Source organism: Streptomyces sp. NPDC014861, from assembly GCF_043081625.1.
In the GTDB taxonomy this organism is placed as follows: domain Bacteria; phylum Actinomycetota; class Actinomycetes; order Streptomycetales; family Streptomycetaceae; genus Streptomyces.
The window spans coordinates 289,496-307,279 of the sequence record NZ_JBIBWV010000004.1 but is presented as its reverse complement, the minus strand read 5'-3'; the positions used below and the strand labels follow the sequence as shown (position 1 = coordinate 307,279).

Sequence of the window (17,784 nt, the reverse complement as noted above, 5' to 3'; positions counted from 1 at the left end):
GGGAGCACCACCAGTGACGACGATCACCCCCCACTCCGGGAACCGCGCATCGGACTCCGGCGACGCCCCCGGCTCGTTTGGTCCCCCCCAGGGTGCGCCCGGTACGCTCACCGCCGTGCCACACGCTGATCAGTCCCGAACCTCCCCGCCCCGCCCGGAGCGGGCCCGCCCCACACCCCTGGGCGAGCTCGCGGCACGGCTGGGCACCGAGCTCCCCGACGCCGCACAGGGCGTCCAGGTCTCGGGCATCACCCACGACTCCCGGGCGGTACGCCCCGGGGACGTGTACGCGGCCCTGCCCGGCGCCCGCCTGCACGGCGCCGACTTCGTCGCCCAGGCCGCCGGCCTCGGCGCCGCCGCGGTCCTCACCGACCCGACGGGCGCCGACCGCGCCGCCGCGACCGGCCTGCCGGTCCTCGTCGCCGAGGACCCGCGCGGCCGGATGGGCGAACTCGCCGCCGAGATCTACGGCCGCCCGGGCGCGGACCTCCTCCAGATCGGCATCACCGGTACCTCCGGCAAGACCACCACCGCCTACCTCGTCGAGGGCGGACTGCGCGGCGCCGGGCGACACACCGGCCTCGTCGGCACCGTCGAGATGCGGATCGGCGACGAACGCATCAAGTCGGAGCGCACCACCCCCGAGGCCACCGACCTCCAGGCCCTCTTCGCCGTCATGCGTGAGCGGGGCGTCGAGGCCGTCGCCATGGAGGTCTCCAGCCACGCCCTCGTGCTCGGCCGGGTCGACGGCTGCGTCTTCGACGTCGCCGTCTTCAACAACCTCAGCCCGGAGCACATGGAGTTCCACTCCGACATGGAGGACTACTTCCGGGCCAAGGCCATGCTCTTCACCCCCGAGCGCAGCCGGATCGGCGTCGTGAACGCCGACGACGAGTACGGCCGCCGGCTCGTGAAGGAGGCGGCCGTCCCGGTCGTCACCTTCTCCGCGGAGGGCCGCGCCGACGCCGACTGGCGCGCCGAGGACGTCGTCCTGGGCGCCGCCGACTCCACCTTCACGGCCGTCGGCCCCGAGGGCGTGCGGATCCCCGCCACCGCCCCGCTGCCCGGCCCCTTCAACGTCGCCAACACCCTCGCCGCCATCGCGACCCTCGCCACCGCCGGGCTCGACCCGCGGACCGCCGCCGACGGCGTCGCCGCCGTCCCCGGCGTCCCCGGCCGCCTGGAGCGCGTCGACGCCGGCCAGCCGTACCTCGCCGTCGTCGACTACGCCCACAAGACCGACGCCGTCGAATCGGTCCTGCGCTCGCTCCGCGAGGTCACCGAGGGCCGGCTGCACGTCGTCATCGGCTGCGGCGGCGACCGGGACACCACCAAACGGGGCCCGATGGGCGCCGCCGCGGCCCGGCTCGCCGACACCGCCGTACTCACCTCCGACAACCCCCGCTCCGAGGACCCGCTCGCGATCCTCACCGCCATGCTCGCGGGCGCCTCCGAGGTGCCCGCCGCGGAGCGCGGAGACGTCCTGGTCGAACCCGACCGGGCCGCCGCCGTCGCCGCGGCCGTCGCCCGCGCCAGGCCGGGCGACACCGTCCTGGTCGCCGGCAAGGGCCACGAGCAGGGCCAGGAGATCGCCGGGCAGGTCCGTCCCTTCGACGACCGCCTGGTCCTCCGCGAAGCGATCGAACACCGTCACCAGAACAGTCAGGGATGAAGCAGTGATCGCCCTCTCCCTCGCCGAGATCGCCGAAATCGTCGGCGGGCAGGCGCACGACATACCGGATCCGGGTGCCCGGATCACCGGGCCCGTCGTCATCGACTCCCGCGAGGTGAGGCCCGGCAGCCTCTTCGCCGCCTTCGCCGGGGAGCGCGTCGACGGCCACGACTACGCGGAACGCGCCGTCGCGGCGGGTGCGGCGGCGGTGCTCGCCGTCCGCCCCCTCGGCGTCCCCGCGATCGTCGTGGACGACGTGCAGAGCGCGCTGGGCGCCCTCGCCCGCACGGTCGTCGAGCGGCTCGGCACCGATGTCGTCGCCCTCACCGGCTCGGCCGGCAAGACCTCCACCAAGGACCTGATCGCCCAGGTCCTCGACCGCCACGCGCCCACCGTCTGGACGCCCGGCTCCCTCAACAACGAGATCGGCCTGCCGCTCACCGCGCTCAGGGCGACCGAGGAGACCCGGCACCTCGTCCTGGAGATGGGCGCCCGCGGCATCGGCCACATCCGCTACCTGACCGGGCTCACCCCGCCCCGGATCGGGCTCGTCCTCAACGTGGGCTCCGCCCACATCGGCGAGTTCGGCGGACGCGAGCAGATCGCCGTGGCCAAGGGCGAGCTGGTCGAGTCCCTGCCGTCCGCCGAGGAGGGCGGTGTGGCGGTCCTCAACGCCGACGACCCGCTCGTCCGCGCGATGGCGAGCCGCACCAAGGCCCGCGTGACCCTCTTCGGAGAAGCGGACGAAGCGGCCGTACGCGCCGAGAACGTCCACCTCACCGACGTCGGCCGCCCCTCTTTCACGCTTCACACACCCACCGGGTGCAGCGACGTGACCTTGCGCCTGTACGGTGAGCACCACGTGTCGAACGCGCTCGCAGCGGCCGCCGTCGCGCACGAGCTGGGCATGCCTGTCCAGGAGATCGCCACCGCGCTCTCCGAGGCCGGCTCCCTGTCGCGCTGGCGCATGGAGGTCACCGAGCGTCCGGACGGCGTGACGATCGTCAACGACGCCTACAACGCGAACCCCGAGTCCATGCGAGCCGCCCTGCGCGCGCTCGCGGCCATGGGTCGGGCCGGACAGGCCCGCGGGGCCCGTACGTGGGCGGTGCTCGGCAGGATGGCCGAGCTCGGTGACGCGTCGCTCGCCGAGCACGACGCGGTCGGACGGCTCGCCGTCCGACTCAACGTCAGCAAGCTCGTCGCGGTCGGGGACAGGGAAGCGTCCTGGCTGCAACTGGGCGCCTATAACGAGGGTTCGTGGGGTGAGGAGTCGGTGCACGTGTCCGACGCGCAGGCGGCTGTCGACCTGTTGCGCAGGGAACTGCGCCCGGGGGACGTGGTCCTGGTGAAGGCCTCCCGGTCGGTCGGTCTCGAGCAGGTCGCCCTGGCGCTGCTCGACGCTGAGGGCGAGGTATCGGGCCGATGAGGCAGATCCTCTTCGCGGGGGCCATCGGCCTCTTCCTGACCCTGATCGGTACCCCGCTGCTCATCAAGCTGCTCGCCCGCAAGGGCTACGGGCAGTTCATCCGTGACGACGGCCCGCGCGGCCACGCCGGGAAGAAGGGCACGCCCACCATGGGCGGCATCTCCTTCATCCTGGCGACGCTCATCGCGTACGCGCTGGCCAAGGTCATCACCGGCGAGCCCATCTCGTACTCCGGCGTGCTGGTGCTGTTCCTGATGGCCGGCATGGGCCTGGTCGGCTTCCTCGACGACTACATCAAGATCGTCAAGCAGCGTTCGCTGGGCCTGCGGGCCAAGGCGAAGATGGCCGGCCAGCTCATCGTCGGCATCGCCTTCGCGGTGCTCTCGCTCCAGTTCGCGGACCTGCGCGGGCTCACCCCCGCCTCCACGAAGCTCTCCTTCATCACCGACTTCGGCTGGTCGATCGGCCCCGTCCTCTTCGTGGTCTGGGCGCTCTTCATGATCCTGGCCATGTCCAACGGCGTGAACCTGACGGACGGTCTGGACGGCCTGGCCACCGGCGCCTCCGTGATGGTCTTCGGCGCCTACACCTTCATCGGGCTGTGGCAGTTCCAGGAGTCCTGCGCCAACGCGCTGACCCTCACCAACCCCAGCGCGTGCTTCGAGGTCCGCGACCCGCTCGACCTCGCGGTCGTGGCCTCCGCGCTGATGGGAGCCTGTTTCGGCTTCCTCTGGTGGAACACCTCGCCCGCCAAGATCTTCATGGGTGACACCGGCTCCCTCGCCCTCGGCGGCGCACTCGCCGGTCTCGCCATCTGCTCCCGCACGGAGCTGCTGCTCGCGCTGCTCGGCGGCCTGTTCGTGCTGATCACGATGTCCGTGGTCATCCAGGTCGGCTCGTTCAAGATGACCGGCAAGCGCGTCTTCCGGATGGCCCCCCTCCAGCACCACTTCGAACTCAAGGGGTGGTCCGAGGTCCTGGTCGTCGTCCGGTTCTGGATCATCCAGGGCATGTGCGTCATCGTGGGCCTGGGCCTCTTCTACGCGGGATGGGCAGCCGACAAGTGAGCGAAGAGCTGGACTGGCAGGGCAAGCGGGTCACGGTCGCGGGGCTCGGGGTGTCCGGCATCCCGGCCGCCCGGGCCCTGGCCGCCCGCGGGGCCGTGGTGACCGTCGTCAACGACGGCGACGACGAGCGCTCCCGGACGCAGGCCGCCGCACTGGAGGCGGAGGGGATCACCGTCCGCCTCGGCGACGGCGCGACCCTGCCGGCCGGCACCGAGCTGGTCGTCACCACCCCCGGCTGGCAGCCGGACAAGCCGCTCTTCACGGCCGCCGCCGAGGCGGGCGTGGAGATCTGGGGCGACGTCGAGCTGGCCTGGCGGCTGAGGGGCCCGGACGCCGCCCCGTGGCTGGCGATCACCGGCACCAACGGCAAGACCACCACGACCCGGATGCTCGCCTCCATCCTGGAGGCGGCCGGGCTGCGGACCGCCGCCGTCGGCAACATCGGCGTCTCGCTCCTCGACGCCGTCCTCGGCGACGAGCCGTACGACGTCCTCGCCGTGGAGCTCTCCAGCTACCAGCTGCACTGGGCGCCCTCCGTGCGCGCCCACTCGGCCGCCGTGCTCAACCTGGCGCCCGACCACCTCGACTGGCACGGCTCGATGGAGTCGTACGCCGCCGACAAGGGCCGGATCTACGAGGGCAACCGGATCGCCTGCGTGTACAACGTCGCCGACCCGGCCACCGAGGACCTGGTCCGCGAGGCCGACGTCGAGGAGGGCTGCCGGGCCATCGGCTTCACCCTCGGCACCCCCGGCCCCTCCCAGCTCGGTGTCGTCGAGGGCATCCTCGTCGACCGCGCCTTCGTCGAGAACCGGCAGAAGAACGCGCAGGAGCTGGCCGAGGTCGCCGACGTGCGGCCGCCGGCCCCGCACAACATCGCCAACGCGCTCGCCGCGGCCGCCCTCGCCCGCGCCTTCGGCGTCGACGCGAAGGCCGTACGGGACGGGCTGCGGGCCTTCCGCCCCGACCCGCACCGGATCGAACTGGTCGAGGAGGTCGGGGGCGTGACGTACGTCGACGACTCCAAGGCCACCAACACCCACGCCGCCGAAGCCTCGTTGGCCGCCTACGACCCGATCGTCTGGATCGCCGGCGGCCTCGCCAAGGGCGCCACCTTCGACGAGCTGGTGGAGAAGTCCGCGAAGCGGCTCCGCGGGGTCGTCCTGATCGGCGCGGACCGCGCGCTGATCCGGGAAGCCCTGGCGCGACACGCCCCGGAGGTCCCGGTGGTGGACCTCGACCGGACCGACACTGGGGCGATGTCCGAGGCGGTCCGTGAGGCGGCCCGGCTGGCCCGCCCGGGGGACACCGTCCTGCTGGCCCCGGCCTGCGCCTCGATGGACATGTTCACCAACTACAACAAGCGGGGCGAGGCGTTCGCGGACGCGGTCCGCGCCCTCGCCGCCACCGGGGACGCCTGACCCGACCACTGCGAAGGGTCCGGCCGTACCGGGCCTGACCGGAGGGGGCAGCGACCATGCCGAGCAAGATCGCCGGGACACGCGGGCCCTCCGCCCGACCGGGCGGAGGGCGAGTACCGGCGACCCCGCAGGGCGCGCGCGGCGGAGGCGTGCGCGGGCTCTTCACCCGGGCGCGAAAGGCCTGGGACCGGCCGCTCACGGCGTACTACGTGATCATCGGCGCGGGGCTGCTCATCACCACGCTCGGCCTGGTGATGGTCTATTCGGCCTCGATGATCACGGCGCTCCGCTACGAGCTGGTGCCGTCGTACTTCTTCCGGAAGCAGTTCTTCGCCGCCCTCCTGGGCACCGGGCTGCTGCTGGTCGCCTCGCGGATGCCGGTGAAGCTGCACCGGGCGCTCGCGTACCCGATCCTGGTCGGCGCCGTCTTCCTCATGGTGCTCGTCCAGATCCCGGGGATAGGGCACAACATCGGCGGCAACCAGAACTGGATCTCGCTGGGCGGCCCCTTCATGCTCCAGCCCAGCGAGTTCGGCAAGCTGGGGCTGATCCTGTGGGGAGCCGACCTGCTCGCCCGCAAGCAGGACACGAAGCTGCTCGCCCAGTGGAAGCACATGCTGGTGCCGCTGGTCCCGGTGGCCTTCATGCTGCTCGGGCTCATCATGCTCGGCGGGGACATGGGCACCGCGATCATCCTCGCGGCGATCCTCTTCGGCCTGCTGTGGACGGCCGGCGCCCCCACCCGGCTCTTCGTCGGGGTGCTCGCCGTGGCCGGCGCCCTCGGGACGCTGCTCATCAGGACGAGCCCGCACCGGCTGGACCGCTTCCAGTGCATCGGCGCCACCGATCCGGGCGGCGAGGGGGCCCCGTGCCTCCAGGCCGCGCACGGAATCTATGCTCTGGCATCGGGCGGATGGTTCGGTTCCGGGCTCGGCGCGAGTGTGGAAAAATGGGGCCAACTGCCCGAAGCCCACACCGACTTCATCTTCGCGGTGGCCGGTGAGGAACTGGGCCTCGCGGGGACGCTGTCGGTACTCGCCCTGTTCGCGGCCCTAGGCTATGCGGGTATCCGCGTGGCCGGACGCACGGAGGACCCCTTCGTTCGATTCGCCGCGGGAGGCGTGACCACCTGGATCACGGCCCAGGCCGTGGTCAACATCGGTGCGGTGCTCGGTCTGCTGCCGATCGCCGGTGTCCCGCTCCCGCTGTTCTCGTACGGGGGGTCGGCCCTGCTGCCGACCATGTTCGCCGTCGGGCTCCTGATCGCCTTCGCGCGACAGGAACCCGCCGCGAAAGCGGCCCTGGCCATGCGCCGCCCCGGCTGGGGCAAGCGGGCCGGGGTGAGATGGAAGTCGATGCGACGGCGCGTCAAGAAGCGCCCGTCCGGAGAGCGGTGAATTTCGGTGCATGTCGTACTCGCCGGCGGGGGGACCGCCGGTCACATCGAGCCGGCGCTCGCCCTCGCGGACGCCCTGCGCAGGCAGGACCCCAGCGTGGGCATCACGGCGCTGGGCACGGAGAAGGGCCTGGAGACCCGGCTCGTGCCCGAGCGCGGCTACGAGCTGGCGCTCATCCCCGCCGTACCGCTGCCGCGCAAGCCCACCCCCGAGCTGATCACCGTCCCCGGACGCCTGCGCGGCACCATCAAGGCCGCCGAGCAGATCCTGGAGCGGACCAAGGCGGACTGCGTGGTCGGCTTCGGCGGTTACGTGGCGCTCCCCGGCTATCTGGCCGCCAAGCGGCTCGGTGTGCCGATCGTGGTCCACGAGGCCAACGCGCGACCCGGTCTGGCCAACAAGATCGGTTCCCGGTACGCGGCCGGCGTCGCCGTCGCCACCCCGGACTCCAAGCTCCGCAACGCCCGTTACATCGGCATCCCGCTGCGGCACACCATCGCCACCCTCGACCGGGCCCGGGTCAGGCCCGAGGCGCGCGCAGCCTTCGGCCTCGACCCCAACCTGCCCACGCTGCTGGTCTCCGGCGGCTCCCAGGGCGCGCGCCGGCTCAACGAGGTCGTCCAGCAGGTCGCCCCGGTGCTCCAGCGCTCCGGCATCCAGATCCTGCACGCGGTCGGCCCGAAGAACGAACTGCCGCGCGTGGACAACATGCCCGGAATGCCGCCGTACGTGCCGGTACCGTACGTGGACCGGATGGATCTGGCGTACGCCGCGGCCGACATGATGCTCTGCCGCGCGGGCGCCATGACCGTCGCGGAGCTCTCCGCCGTCGGACTGCCCGCCGCCTACGTCCCGCTGCCCATCGGCAACGGCGAACAGCGGCTCAACGCACAGCCGGTGGTCAAGGCCGGCGGCGGACTCCTCGTCGACGACGCGGAGCTGTCGCCGCAGTGGGTGCAGGGCAACGTCCTGCCTGTACTGGCCGATCCGCACCGGCTGTACGAGATGTCCCGCGCCGCCTCCGAGTTCGGCCGCCGGGACGCCGACGACCTGCTCGTCGGCATGGTGTACGAGGCGATCGCCGCCCGCCGACAGGCGTAGCGGGGGACCGAGGGAAGAGGCGCGCGTGGCAGCCGGACCGACGACCGCGGAGCAGAGCGGCACCGGGAAGCGACAGGGACCCTCGGACCGCCGGCCCCGGCCGGAAGGCGCGGCCGGACGCCTCCGGCCGACCGGCCTCAAGCTCGCCCTGGCCGCCGCCGGCCTGCTCCTGCTCGCCGGCGGCACGGTCTGGGCCCTCTACGGCTCGACCTGGTTCCGTGTGGAACGTGTGAAGACTTCGGGCACGGCGGTGCTCTCCGCGGCCGAGGTCGAGGCCGTCGCCGCCGTCCCGGTCGGCGCCCCGCTGCCCACCGTCGACATCGACGCCATCGAGGCGCGCCTCCGGGAGGAACTGCCCCGGATCGCCTCGGTCGACGTATTCCGGTCCTGGCCGCACGGAATCGGGATCGAAGTGACCGAACGGAAACCCGTGCTCCTTCTGGAGAAGAACGGATCTTTCACCGAAGTGGACTCGACGGCCGTCCCGTTCGCGACCGTCACCACCCCGACCCGCGGAGTGCCCCGGCTCGTCCTCGACGCGACCGCTTCGCCCAGCCTGCGACGCTTCGACGCGGACCGCCTGCTGGGCGAGGCGGTGCGCGTTCGGGGTGAACTCCCGGACGCGATCGCGAAGGACACTCGTGTCGTGCGCCTCTCCTCGTACGACTCCGTCACTCTGGAGCTGACCCGGGATCGCACCGTCTTCTGGGGCAGTGCCGAACACGGGCCCGCGAAGGCCCGGGTGCTCACCGCCCTGATGAAGGCGACCCCCAAAGCGGGGCACTTCGACGTAAGTGCCCCCAGCGCGCCCGCCTCGTCGGGGAGTTGACGCGCATCTGCGCTGGCCAGCACCCTGGTTGGCCAGCGCTACGGGTGATCACATAGGGTGAAAAGAAAAACGGGAGGTTCGGCGTGTTCGTTGAACGCGCGCCGCTAGTCGACTTAGTGTCCTGTTCGGAAGAGTCCAGAGAACAGGGACACTGGTAACCCTAAACTTCAACGTTAGGGTTGGGGTCGGCGCACGGACCACCCCATCGGCATCCGTCGTCGCGGCGCGCCAACCACCGCGCTACGACGACACGTAACTCGAGGCGAGAGGCCTTCGACGTGGCAGCACCGCAGAACTACCTCGCAGTCATCAAGGTCATCGGTGTCGGCGGCGGTGGTGTCAATGCCATCAACCGAATGATCGAGGTCGGTCTCAAGGGCGTCGAGTTCATCGCCATCAACACCGACGCACAGGCACTGTTGATGAGCGACGCCGACGTCAAGCTCGACGTCGGCCGTGAACTGACCCGCGGCCTCGGGGCCGGGGCCAACCCTGCCGTCGGCCGCAAGGCGGCCGAGGACCACCGCGAGGAGATCGAGGAGGTCCTCAAGGGGGCCGACATGGTCTTCGTCACCGCCGGCGAGGGCGGCGGCACCGGCACCGGCGGCGCGCCCGTCGTCGCCAACATCGCCCGCTCGCTCGGCGCCCTCACGATCGGCGTGGTCACCCGCCCGTTCACCTTCGAGGGCCGGCGGCGCGCCAACCAGGCGGAGGACGGCATCGCCGAGCTCCGCGAAGAGGTCGACACCCTCATCGTCATCCCGAACGACCGCCTGCTGTCCATCTCGGACCGCCAGGTCTCGGTCCTCGACGCCTTCAAGTCGGCGGACCAGGTCCTGCTCAGCGGCGTCCAGGGCATCACCGACCTCATCACCACCCCGGGCCTGATCAACCTCGACTTCGCCGACGTCAAGTCGGTCATGTCCGAGGCGGGTTCCGCGCTCATGGGCATCGGCTCCGCCCGCGGCGACGACCGCGCGGTCGCCGCCGCCGAGATGGCGATCTCCTCGCCGCTCCTGGAGGCGTCCATCGACGGCGCCCGCGGTGTGCTCCTCTCCATCTCCGGCGGCAGCGACCTCGGTCTCTTCGAGATCAACGAGGCCGCCCAGCTGGTCAGTGAGGCCGCCCACCCGGAGGCCAACATCATCTTCGGCGCCGTCATCGACGACGCCCTCGGCGACGAGGTCAGGGTCACCGTCATCGCGGCCGGCTTCGACGGCGGTCAGCCGCCCGCCCGCCGGGACAACATCATCGGTTCGGTCTCGGCCAAGCGCGAGGAGCCGGCCCCGGCCCCCCGCGCCGCCGAGCCCTCCCGCCCGCTCGGCGGCCTCGGCACGGTGACGCCCCGCGAGGAGCCCGTCGCCGCCCCGGTCGAGCCGGCCCCGGCCGTCGGCGAGACCCCGCTGCCGCCCGCCCCGCCGGTGGTCCCGCCGGCCCGCCCGTACGCGGACAGCCCCGCCGAGGAGCTGGACGTGCCGGACTTCCTGAAGTGATAGGGCACCGCTTCGCCACGAACGGCGCGCACTTCGCCTTCACCGACAGGTGGGGCGGGGTGAGCGCCGTTCCGTACGAGGAGCTCAACCTCGGCGGCGCCGTCGGCGACGACCCGGAGGCCGTCCGCGCCAACCGGGCCCGCGCCGCCGCCGGACTGGGGCTCGACCCCGGCCTCGTCGTCTGGATGAACCAGGTCCACGGCGCCGGGGTCGCCGTGGTCGACGGCCCCTGGGACGGCGGTGACGCCGTCCCCGCCGTCGACGCGATCGTCACCACCCGCCAAGGACTCGGCCTCGCCGTCCTCACCGCGGACTGCGTCCCCGTCCTCCTCGCCGACCCGGTCGCCGGCGTCGTCGCCGCCGCCCACGCCGGACGGCCCGGCATGCTTGCCGGGGTCGTCCCCGCGGCCGTCGCGGCGATGGCCGGGCTGGGCGCCGAGCCCGGCCGGATCACCGCCCGCACCGGACCCGCCGTCTGCGGACGCTGCTACGAGGTCCCCGAGGCGATGCGCGCCGAGGTCGCCGCCGTCGAACCCGACGCGTACGCCGAGACCTCCTGGGGCACTCCCGCCGTCGACGTCGCCGCCGGCGTCCGGGCCCAGCTGGCCCGGCTCGGGGTGACCGACGTCGAGGACGCCGGGGTCTGCACCCTGGAGTCCCCGGACCACTACTCGTACCGACGCGACCGCACCACAGGGCGACTCGCGGGATATGTCTGGTTGGGCAGGTAAGAGGCATGACGGACCGTAAGGCCGAACTCGCGGAGAACCTCGCGCGGGTGGAGGAGCGGATCGCGGCCGCCTGCGCCGCCGCCGGCCGCCCCCGCGAGGACGTGACCCTCATCGTGGTCACCAAGACCTACCCGGCGAGCGACGTGCGGATCCTGCATGGACTCGGGGTGCGCGACGTGGCGGAGAACCGCGACCAGGACGCCGCGCCCAAGGCGGCCGCCTGCGCCGACCTCGATCTCACCTGGCACTTCGTCGGTCAGTTGCAGACCAACAAGGTCAGATCCGTGGTGGGTTATGCCGATGTGGTGCAGTCTGTCGACCGCCTCAAGCTCGTCTCCTCCCTCTCCGCGGCCGCGGAGAGGGACGGACGCGGACTCGGCTGCCTGATCCAGGTCGCCCTCGACGCCGAGGCCGGCGGGCGCGGCGACCGGGGCGGCGTGGCGCCGGACGGGATCGAGGAGTTGGCCGCGGCGATCGACGCGGCGCCCGGACTGCGGCTCGACGGCCTGATGACGGTCGCCCCGCTCGTCGGGGCGTACGCCGGTCGGCAACGCGCCGCCTTCGACCGCCTGATGGTTTTGTCGACTGCCCTGCGCGCGACCCGTCCGGCTGCGAACATGGTCTCAGCGGGCATGAGCGCGGACCTCGAGGACGCCATCGCTGCCGGGGCGACACACGTACGCGTCGGTACGGCGGTACTCGGTGTGCGCCCGAAGCTCGGGTAACGTCGCGAAGCAGGTCGGACCACAGCAGAAAATATGGTCATTCCGCGAACGGCGGGGTGGCCCGTGGATCGCGGGCACTTGGTGACGAGGCCGATCCACCACAGAGCGGAGGAATCGGAGCATGGCCGGCGCGATGCGCAAGATGGCGGTCTACCTCGGTCTCGTGGAGGACGATGGGTACGACGGCCGGGGCTTCGACCCCGACGACGACTTCGAACCCGAGCTGGAGCCGGAGCCCGAGCGGGAGCGGCGTCACACCCCTCCGCGCCAGATCGAGCGCGAGGAGCCCGTGCGCGTGGTGCAGCAGCCCCCCGCCCCCCGGGAACCTGTCGCTCACTCTGTCCCGGTACTCGCCGAAAGTGGACGTCCGGCCCGAATTGCCCCCGTGGCATCCATCACACCCGAACGCCCGAGCCTGGAGAAGAACGCACCGGTGATCATGCCCAAGGTCGTGTCCGAGCGGGAGCCGTACCGCATCACCACGCTCCACCCCCGGACCTACAACGAGGCCCGTACCATCGGGGAACACTTCCGTGAGGGCACCCCGGTGATCATGAACCTCACGGAGATGGACGACACCGACGCGAAGCGACTTGTCGACTTTGCCGCCGGACTCGTCTTCGGGCTCCATGGCAGCATTGAGCGCGTGACGCAGAAGGTGTTCCTGTTGTCGCCTGCTAACGTCGATGTCACGGCGGAGGACAAGGCCCGGATCGCAGAGGGCGGATTCTTCAACCAGAGCTGAGAAACGAACCGGACGGAACCGGCCGCGAGGGCGGCCGGAGCAAGCTGAGAGCCAGGGGAGAGGGAACCGCGGGATGGGCGTCGCACTACAGGTGGTCTACATCGCGCTGATGTGCTTCCTCGTCTTCCTGATCTTCCGGCTGGTCATGGACTACGTCTTCCAGTTCGCCCGTTCATGGGAACCCGGTAAGGCGATGGTGGTCGTTCTGGAGGCCACCTACACTGTCACCGATCCACCGCTCAAGCTTCTCCGGCGGCTCATCCCGCCGTTGCGTCTCGGGGGCGTGGCACTCGACCTGTCCTTCTTCGTTCTGATGATCATCGTCTACATCCTCATCTCCGTCGTGAACTCCCTCGCGAGGTGAGTGTGGACGATACGGTCCTGCCGACTGCCGACGACTACGTAGAGGTGAAGAAGAGATGCCGCTGACCCCCGAGGACGTGCGGAACAAGCAGTTCACGACCGTCCGCCTTCGAGAAGGCTATGACGAGGACGAGGTCGATGCCTTTCTCGACGAGGTCGAGGCCGAGCTGACCCGCCTGCTCCGCGAGAACGAGGACCTGCGCGCCAAGCTGGCCGCCGCCACGCGCGCGGCCGCGCAGAACCAGCAGCAGGCCATGCGCAAGCCGCCGGAGCCGCAGGACAACCGTCCCGTCGGTCCCGGCGCTCCTGTGCCCGCCGCCATATCCGGTCCGCCGGTCCAGCAGCAGCCGCCGCAGATGGGCCCGCCGCAGCTGCCTTCCGGTGCTCCTCAGCTTCCCGCCGGCCCCATGCAGGGCGGACCCATGGGTCCGGGCCCGATGCAGGGCGGTCCGATGGGTCCCGGCCCGATGCAGGGCGGCCCCATGGGTCACCCGCAGCAGCAGATGCAGCCGCAGCCGCCGCAGCAGCCCGGTGGCGACAGCGCCGCCCGTGTCCTCTCGCTGGCCCAGCAGACCGCCGACCAGGCGATCGCCGAGGCCCGCTCCGAGGCCAACAAGATCGTCGGCGAGGCGCGTTCGCGCGCCGAGGGCCTGGAGCGGGACGCCCGCGCCAAGGCGGACGCTCTGGAGCGGGACGCGCAGGAGAAGCACCGCGTCGCGATGGGCTCCCTGGAGTCCGCCCGCGCCACGCTGGAGCGCAAGGTCGAGGACCTGCGCGGCTTCGAGCGCGAGTACCGGACCCGCCTGAAGTCCTACCTGGAGTCGCAGCTGCGTCAGCTGGAGACCCAGGCGGACGACTCGCTGGCCCCGCCGCGGACCCCGGCCACGGCCTCGCTGCCGCCGGCCCCGTCCATGGCGTCCGCCGGTGCGGGTGCGCCGTCCTACGGCGGCAACGGCCCGATGGGCGGCGGTCCTTCCATGGGCGGCGCGCCGTCCTACGGCGGTCAGCAGCAGATGTCGCCCGCGATGACCCAGCCGATGGCTCCGGTCCGCCCGCAGGCGCCGCAGCCGATGCAGCAGGCGCCCGCGCCGATGCGCGGCTTCCTGATCGACGAGGACGACAACTGAGGCCGCGACTGAGCGTGCGCTGAGCACGTAGCCGTCGGCAGTCGAAGGGCCAGGGCCTGGAGTCACTCCAGCCCCTGGCCCTTCGCCGTGCCCGGGCCCGGCCCACGCTCCACCCGGTACGCGGAAGGGCCCCGCACTCCCTGAGGAGTGCGGGGCCCTTCGTCCGTCGGTCAGGCCTTGCGGAGGTGGAAGACGAGGGCGAGGGGCTCGTCCGTGAAGGCCGGGCCGTAGCCCTCGGAGGGGGCGCCCTCCGCGTACTCCGTCGCCAGGACCTCGTCCGCGATGAGGCCGGCGTGGGCCTGGAGCGCCTCCGCCGTCTCCGGGGAGGTGGAGGTCCAGCGCAGCGCGATGCGGTCGGCGACGTCGAGGCCGCTGTTCTTGCGGGCCTCCTGGATGAGGCGGATCGCGTCCCGGGCGAGACCGGCCTTGCGGAGCTCCGGCGTGATCTCCAGGTCCAGCGCGACCGTCGCGCCGGAGTCGGAGGCGACCGACCAGCCCTCGCGCGGGGTCTCCGTGATGATGATCTCCTCGGGCGTGACGGTGATCGTCTCGCCGTCGACCTCCAGGCTCGCCTCGCCGTCCCGCAGCGCCAGCGCCAGCGCCGCCGCGTCGGCGGCGGCCACGGCCTTGGCGACGTCCTGGACGCCCTTGCCGAAGCGCTTGCCGAGGGCGCGGAAGTTCGCCTTGGCGGTGGTGTCGACCAGCGAGCCGCCGACCTCGGAGAGGGAGGCGAGGGAGGTGACGTTCAGCTCCTCCGTGATCTGGGCCTGGAGTTCGGGCGACAGCGCCGCGAAGCCGGTGGCGGCGACCAGCGCGCGGGAGAGCGGCTGACGGGTCTTCACCCCGGACTCGGCGCGGGTCGCGCGGCCCAGCTCGACCAGCCGGCGGACCAGCGTCATCTGCTCGGAGAGCGTGCCGTCGATCAGCGCCGCGTCGGCCTCCGGCCAGTCGGCGAGGTGGACCGACTCGGGGGCGTCCGGGGTGACCGGGACGACGAGGTCCTGCCAGACCCGCTCGGTGATGAACGGGGTCAGCGGGGCCATCAGGCGGGTGACCGTCTCGACGACCTCGTGCAGGGTCCGCAGGGCCGCCTTGTCGCCCTGCCAGAAGCGGCGGCGGGAGCGGCGCACGTACCAGTTGGAGAGGTCGTCGACGAAGGCGGAGAGGAGCTTGCCGGTGCGCTGGGTGTCGTACGCCTCCATGGCCTCGGTGGCCTCGGCGACGAGCGTGTTCAGCTCGGAGAGCAGCCACCGGTCGAGGACGGAGCGGTCGGCCGGGGCCGGGTCGGCGGCGGACGGCGCCCAGCCGGACGTACGGGCGTACAGGGCCTGGAAGGCGACCGTGTTCCAGTACGTGAGGAGGGTCTTGCGGACGACCTCCTGGATGGTGCCGTGTCCGACGCGGCGGGCCGCCCAGGGCGAGCCGCCGGCCGCCATGAACCAGCGGACGGCGTCGGCGCCGTGCTGGTCCATCAGCGGGATGGGCTGGAGGATGTTGCCGAGGTGCTTGGACATCTTGCGGCCGTCCTCGGCGAGGATGTGGCCGAGGCAGACCACGTTCTCGTACGAGGACTTGTCGAAGACGAGCGTGCCGACGGCCATCAGCGTGTAGAACCAGCCACGGGTCTGGTCGATGGCCTCGGAGATGAACTGGGCCGGGTAGCGGCTCTCGAACAGCTCCTTGTTCTGGTACGGGTAGCCGTACTGCGCGAACGGCATGGAGCCCGAGTCGTACCAGGCGTCGATGACCTCGGGGACGCGGACGGCTTCGAGGGCGCAGCCCTCGGACGGGCACGCGAAGGTGACGTCGTCGATGTAGGGGCGGTGCGGGTCGAGCCCGGACTGGTCGGTGCCGGTGAGCTCGGTGAGCTCGGCGCGGGAGCCGACGCAGGTGAGGTGGCCCTCCTCGCAGCGCCAGATCGGGAGCGGGGTGCCCCAGTAGCGGTTGCGGGAGAGCGCCCAGTCGATGTTGTTGTTCAGCCAGTCGCCGAAGCGGCCGTGCTTGACGGAGTCCGGGAACCAGTTGGTGTTCTCGTTCTCCTGGAGCAGGCGGTCCTTGACGGCGGTGGTGCGGATGTACCAGGACGGCTGCGCGTAGTAGAGCAGGGCCGTGTGGCAGCGCCAGCAGTGCGGGTAGCTGTGCTCGTACGGGACGTGGCGGTAGAGCAGGCCGCGCGCGTCGAGGTCGGCGGTGAGCGCCTCGTCGGCCTTCTTGAAGAAGACGCCGCCGACCAGCGGCACGTCCTCCTCGAAGGTGCCGTCGGGGCGGACCGGGTTCACGACCGGCAGGCCGTACGCCTTGCAGACCTTGAGGTCGTCCTCGCCGAAGGCGGGGGACTGGTGGACGAGGCCGGTGCCGTCCTCGGTGGTGACGTACTCGGCGTTCACGACGTAGTGGGCCGGGGCGTCGAAGGGGATCAGCTCGAAGGGACGCCGGTAGGTCCAGCGCTCCATCTCCTTGCCGGTGAAGGACTCGCCGGTGGTGACCCAGCCCTCGCCGAGGGCCTTGTCGAGCAGCGGCTCGGCGACGACGATGCGCTCGTCGCCGTCGGTGGCGACGACGTAGGTGACCTCGGGGTGGGCGGCGACGGCCGTGTTGGACACCAGGGTCCACGGGGTCGTCGTCCAGACCAGGAGCGCGGCCTTGCCGGCGAGCGGGCCGGAGGTCAGCGGGAAGCGGACGAAGACGGAGGGGTCGACGACGGTCTCGTAGCCCTGGGCCAGCTCGTGGTCGGAGAGGCCGGTGCCGCAGCGGGGGCACCAGGGGGCGACGCGGTGGTCCTGGACGAGCAGGCCCTTGTCGAAGATCTGCTTGAGGGACCACCAGACCGACTCGATGTACGAGGGGTCCATGGTGCGGTAGGCGTCGTCGAGGTCGACCCAGTAGCCCATGCGGGTCGTGAGCTCGGCGAAGGCGTCGGTGTGGCGGGTCACCGACTCGCGGCACTTCGCGTTGAACTCCGCGATGCCGTACTCCTCGATGTCCTTCTTGCCGGAGAAGCCGAGCTCCTTCTCGACGGCGAGCTCGACCGGCAGGCCGTGGCAGTCCCAGCCGGCCTTGCGGGCCACGTGGTAGCCGCGCATGGTGCGGAAGCGGGGGAAGACGTCCTTGAAGACGCGGGCCTCGATGTGGTGGGCGCCCGGCATGCCGTTGGCGGTGGGCGGGCCCTCGTAGAAGACCCACTCGGGGCGGCCCTCGGACTGCTCCAGGGTCTTGGCGAAGACCTTGTTCTCCTGCCAGAAGTCGAGCACGGCGTGCTCGAGCGCGGACAGGTCGACCTGGGCGGGCACCTGGCGGTACTGCGGCGTGGTCATGCGGCGGACTCTCCTCCGGACGGACATGTGCTGCTTTCCGTCGGAGGGACGAGAGCCGTGCTCCCGCGGTACCACCCTCCTTGGCTCCGGGCGTGACCGTCCGGGGCCCCCTCATTGGGGTCGCGACACCGGGTCTAGTCACCGTGCTTCGTGGTGCTCGTCCACACGGCTTTCTTCCGGCAGCTCCGGGGTGATGCTTCGCATCGGGCTCGCCCCCGGGCTCTCACCGTCCCCGGGTCGCTCATGGCTCGCGTACGACGCTACTGGTCCCCATCGACGCCTCTCGCTGAGGCCAGTGTACGGGGCGCGGGGGCGCCGGGCCGACCGGATTCCGGGTGACCCGAATGGGCACACAGGGCGGTACGGGCTC

Annotated in this window: 14 protein-coding genes; 13 read left to right on the top strand and 1 reads right to left on the bottom strand. The window is 71.7% G+C overall.

Annotated features, from left to right (window positions below):
• The first annotated feature begins 13 nt into the window (after positions 1 to 13).
• The 13 genes from ACF1BN_RS10890 to ACF1BN_RS10830 all read left to right on the top strand — a co-directional run bounded on the left by ACF1BN_RS10890 (position 14) and on the right by ACF1BN_RS10830 (position 14,100).
• Positions 14 to 1,672 (top strand): UDP-N-acetylmuramoyl-L-alanyl-D-glutamate--2,6-diaminopimelate ligase, encoded by a 1,659-nt coding sequence (locus ACF1BN_RS10890; RefSeq protein ID WP_392331262.1) that lies wholly within the window; start codon positions 14 to 16, stop codon positions 1,670 to 1,672.
• 4 nt (positions 1,673 to 1,676) lie between these two features.
• The gene (gene murF, locus ACF1BN_RS10885; RefSeq protein WP_392331261.1) at positions 1,677 to 3,101 is read left to right on the top strand and encodes a UDP-N-acetylmuramoyl-tripeptide--D-alanyl-D-alanine ligase; all 1,425 of its coding nucleotides are present in this window, start codon (positions 1,677 to 1,679) and stop codon (positions 3,099 to 3,101) included.
• Complete coding sequence (mraY, locus tag ACF1BN_RS10880) at positions 3,098 to 4,168, top strand: phospho-N-acetylmuramoyl-pentapeptide-transferase (protein WP_392331260.1); 1,071 nt, start codon at positions 3,098 to 3,100, stop codon at positions 4,166 to 4,168. Before murF ends, mraY begins: the two co-directional genes overlap by 4 nt.
• Complete coding sequence (gene murD / locus ACF1BN_RS10875; RefSeq protein WP_392331259.1) at positions 4,150 to 5,589, top strand: UDP-N-acetylmuramoyl-L-alanine--D-glutamate ligase; 1,440 nt, start codon at positions 4,150 to 4,152, stop codon at positions 5,587 to 5,589. Before mraY ends, murD begins: the two co-directional genes overlap by 19 nt.
• 56 nt (positions 5,590 to 5,645) lie before the next feature.
• Positions 5,646 to 6,986 carry a putative lipid II flippase FtsW gene (gene ftsW / locus ACF1BN_RS10870; protein ID WP_392331258.1) on the top strand — a complete coding sequence of 447 codons (1,341 nt, stop codon included), beginning with the start codon at positions 5,646 to 5,648 and terminating at the stop codon, positions 6,984 to 6,986.
• A gap of 6 nt (positions 6,987 to 6,992) precedes the next feature.
• On the top strand, positions 6,993 to 8,087 hold the full coding sequence (gene murG / locus ACF1BN_RS10865; protein ID WP_392331257.1) for an undecaprenyldiphospho-muramoylpentapeptide beta-N-acetylglucosaminyltransferase: 1,095 nt from the start codon (positions 6,993 to 6,995) through the stop codon (positions 8,085 to 8,087).
• Positions 8,088 to 8,112: 25 nt separating this feature from the next.
• Positions 8,113 to 8,916, top strand: coding sequence for a cell division protein FtsQ/DivIB (locus tag ACF1BN_RS10860; protein ID WP_392331256.1), 804 nt, complete (start codon positions 8,113 to 8,115; stop codon positions 8,914 to 8,916).
• A 278-nt stretch (positions 8,917 to 9,194) separates the two neighbouring features.
• Positions 9,195 to 10,409, top strand: a complete 1,215-nt coding sequence (gene ftsZ, locus ACF1BN_RS10855; protein ID WP_392331255.1) for a cell division protein FtsZ — start codon at positions 9,195 to 9,197, stop codon at positions 10,407 to 10,409.
• A complete protein-coding gene (gene pgeF / locus ACF1BN_RS10850) occupies positions 10,406 to 11,140 on the top strand; it encodes a peptidoglycan editing factor PgeF (protein ID WP_392331254.1) in 735 nt (244 codons plus the stop codon). The genes ftsZ and pgeF overlap by 4 nt, the downstream gene beginning before the upstream one ends.
• Before the next feature lie 5 nt (positions 11,141 to 11,145).
• Positions 11,146 to 11,865, top strand: coding sequence for a YggS family pyridoxal phosphate-dependent enzyme (locus tag ACF1BN_RS10845; protein ID WP_392331253.1), 720 nt, complete (start codon positions 11,146 to 11,148; stop codon positions 11,863 to 11,865).
• Positions 11,866 to 11,986: 121 nt separating this feature from the next.
• Positions 11,987 to 12,610 carry a cell division protein SepF gene (locus ACF1BN_RS10840; RefSeq protein ID WP_392331252.1) on the top strand — a complete coding sequence of 208 codons (624 nt, stop codon included), beginning with the start codon at positions 11,987 to 11,989 and terminating at the stop codon, positions 12,608 to 12,610.
• A gap of 73 nt (positions 12,611 to 12,683) precedes the next feature.
• On the top strand, positions 12,684 to 12,974 hold the full coding sequence (locus ACF1BN_RS10835; RefSeq protein ID WP_189945168.1) for a YggT family protein: 291 nt from the start codon (positions 12,684 to 12,686) through the stop codon (positions 12,972 to 12,974).
• A 55-nt stretch (positions 12,975 to 13,029) separates the two neighbouring features.
• Positions 13,030 to 14,100 (top strand): DivIVA domain-containing protein, encoded by a 1,071-nt coding sequence (locus tag ACF1BN_RS10830; RefSeq protein ID WP_392331251.1) that lies wholly within the window; start codon positions 13,030 to 13,032, stop codon positions 14,098 to 14,100.
• A 170-nt stretch (positions 14,101 to 14,270) separates the two neighbouring features.
• Here the strand turns inward: ACF1BN_RS10830 and ileS are convergent, their stop codons facing one another.
• The gene (gene ileS, locus ACF1BN_RS10825) at positions 14,271 to 17,414 is read right to left on the bottom strand and encodes an isoleucine--tRNA ligase (protein WP_392331250.1); all 3,144 of its coding nucleotides are present in this window, start codon (positions 17,412 to 17,414) and stop codon (positions 14,271 to 14,273) included.
• Positions 17,415 to 17,784 lie beyond the last annotated feature (370 nt).

Excerpts from the sequence above, each read along its gene's own strand:
- mraY (WP_392331260.1), top strand. The coding sequence starts at position 3,098 with ATGAGGCAGATCCTCTTCGCGGGGGCCATCGGCCTCTTCCTGACCCTG.
- murD (WP_392331259.1), top strand. The coding sequence starts at position 4,150 with ATGGGCAGCCGACAAGTGAGCGAAGAGCTGGACTGGCAGGGCAAGCGG.
- ftsW (WP_392331258.1), top strand. The coding sequence starts at position 5,646 with ATGCCGAGCAAGATCGCCGGGACACGCGGGCCCTCCGCCCGACCGGGC.
- ACF1BN_RS10845 (WP_392331253.1), top strand. The coding sequence starts at position 11,146 with ATGACGGACCGTAAGGCCGAACTCGCGGAGAACCTCGCGCGGGTGGAG.
- ACF1BN_RS10840 (WP_392331252.1), top strand. The coding sequence starts at position 11,987 with ATGGCCGGCGCGATGCGCAAGATGGCGGTCTACCTCGGTCTCGTGGAG.
- ACF1BN_RS10835 (WP_189945168.1), top strand. The coding sequence starts at position 12,684 with ATGGGCGTCGCACTACAGGTGGTCTACATCGCGCTGATGTGCTTCCTC.
- ACF1BN_RS10830 (WP_392331251.1), top strand. The coding sequence starts at position 13,030 with ATGCCGCTGACCCCCGAGGACGTGCGGAACAAGCAGTTCACGACCGTC.
- ileS (WP_392331250.1), bottom strand. The coding sequence starts at position 17,414 with ATGACCACGCCGCAGTACCGCCAGGTGCCCGCCCAGGTCGACCTGTCC.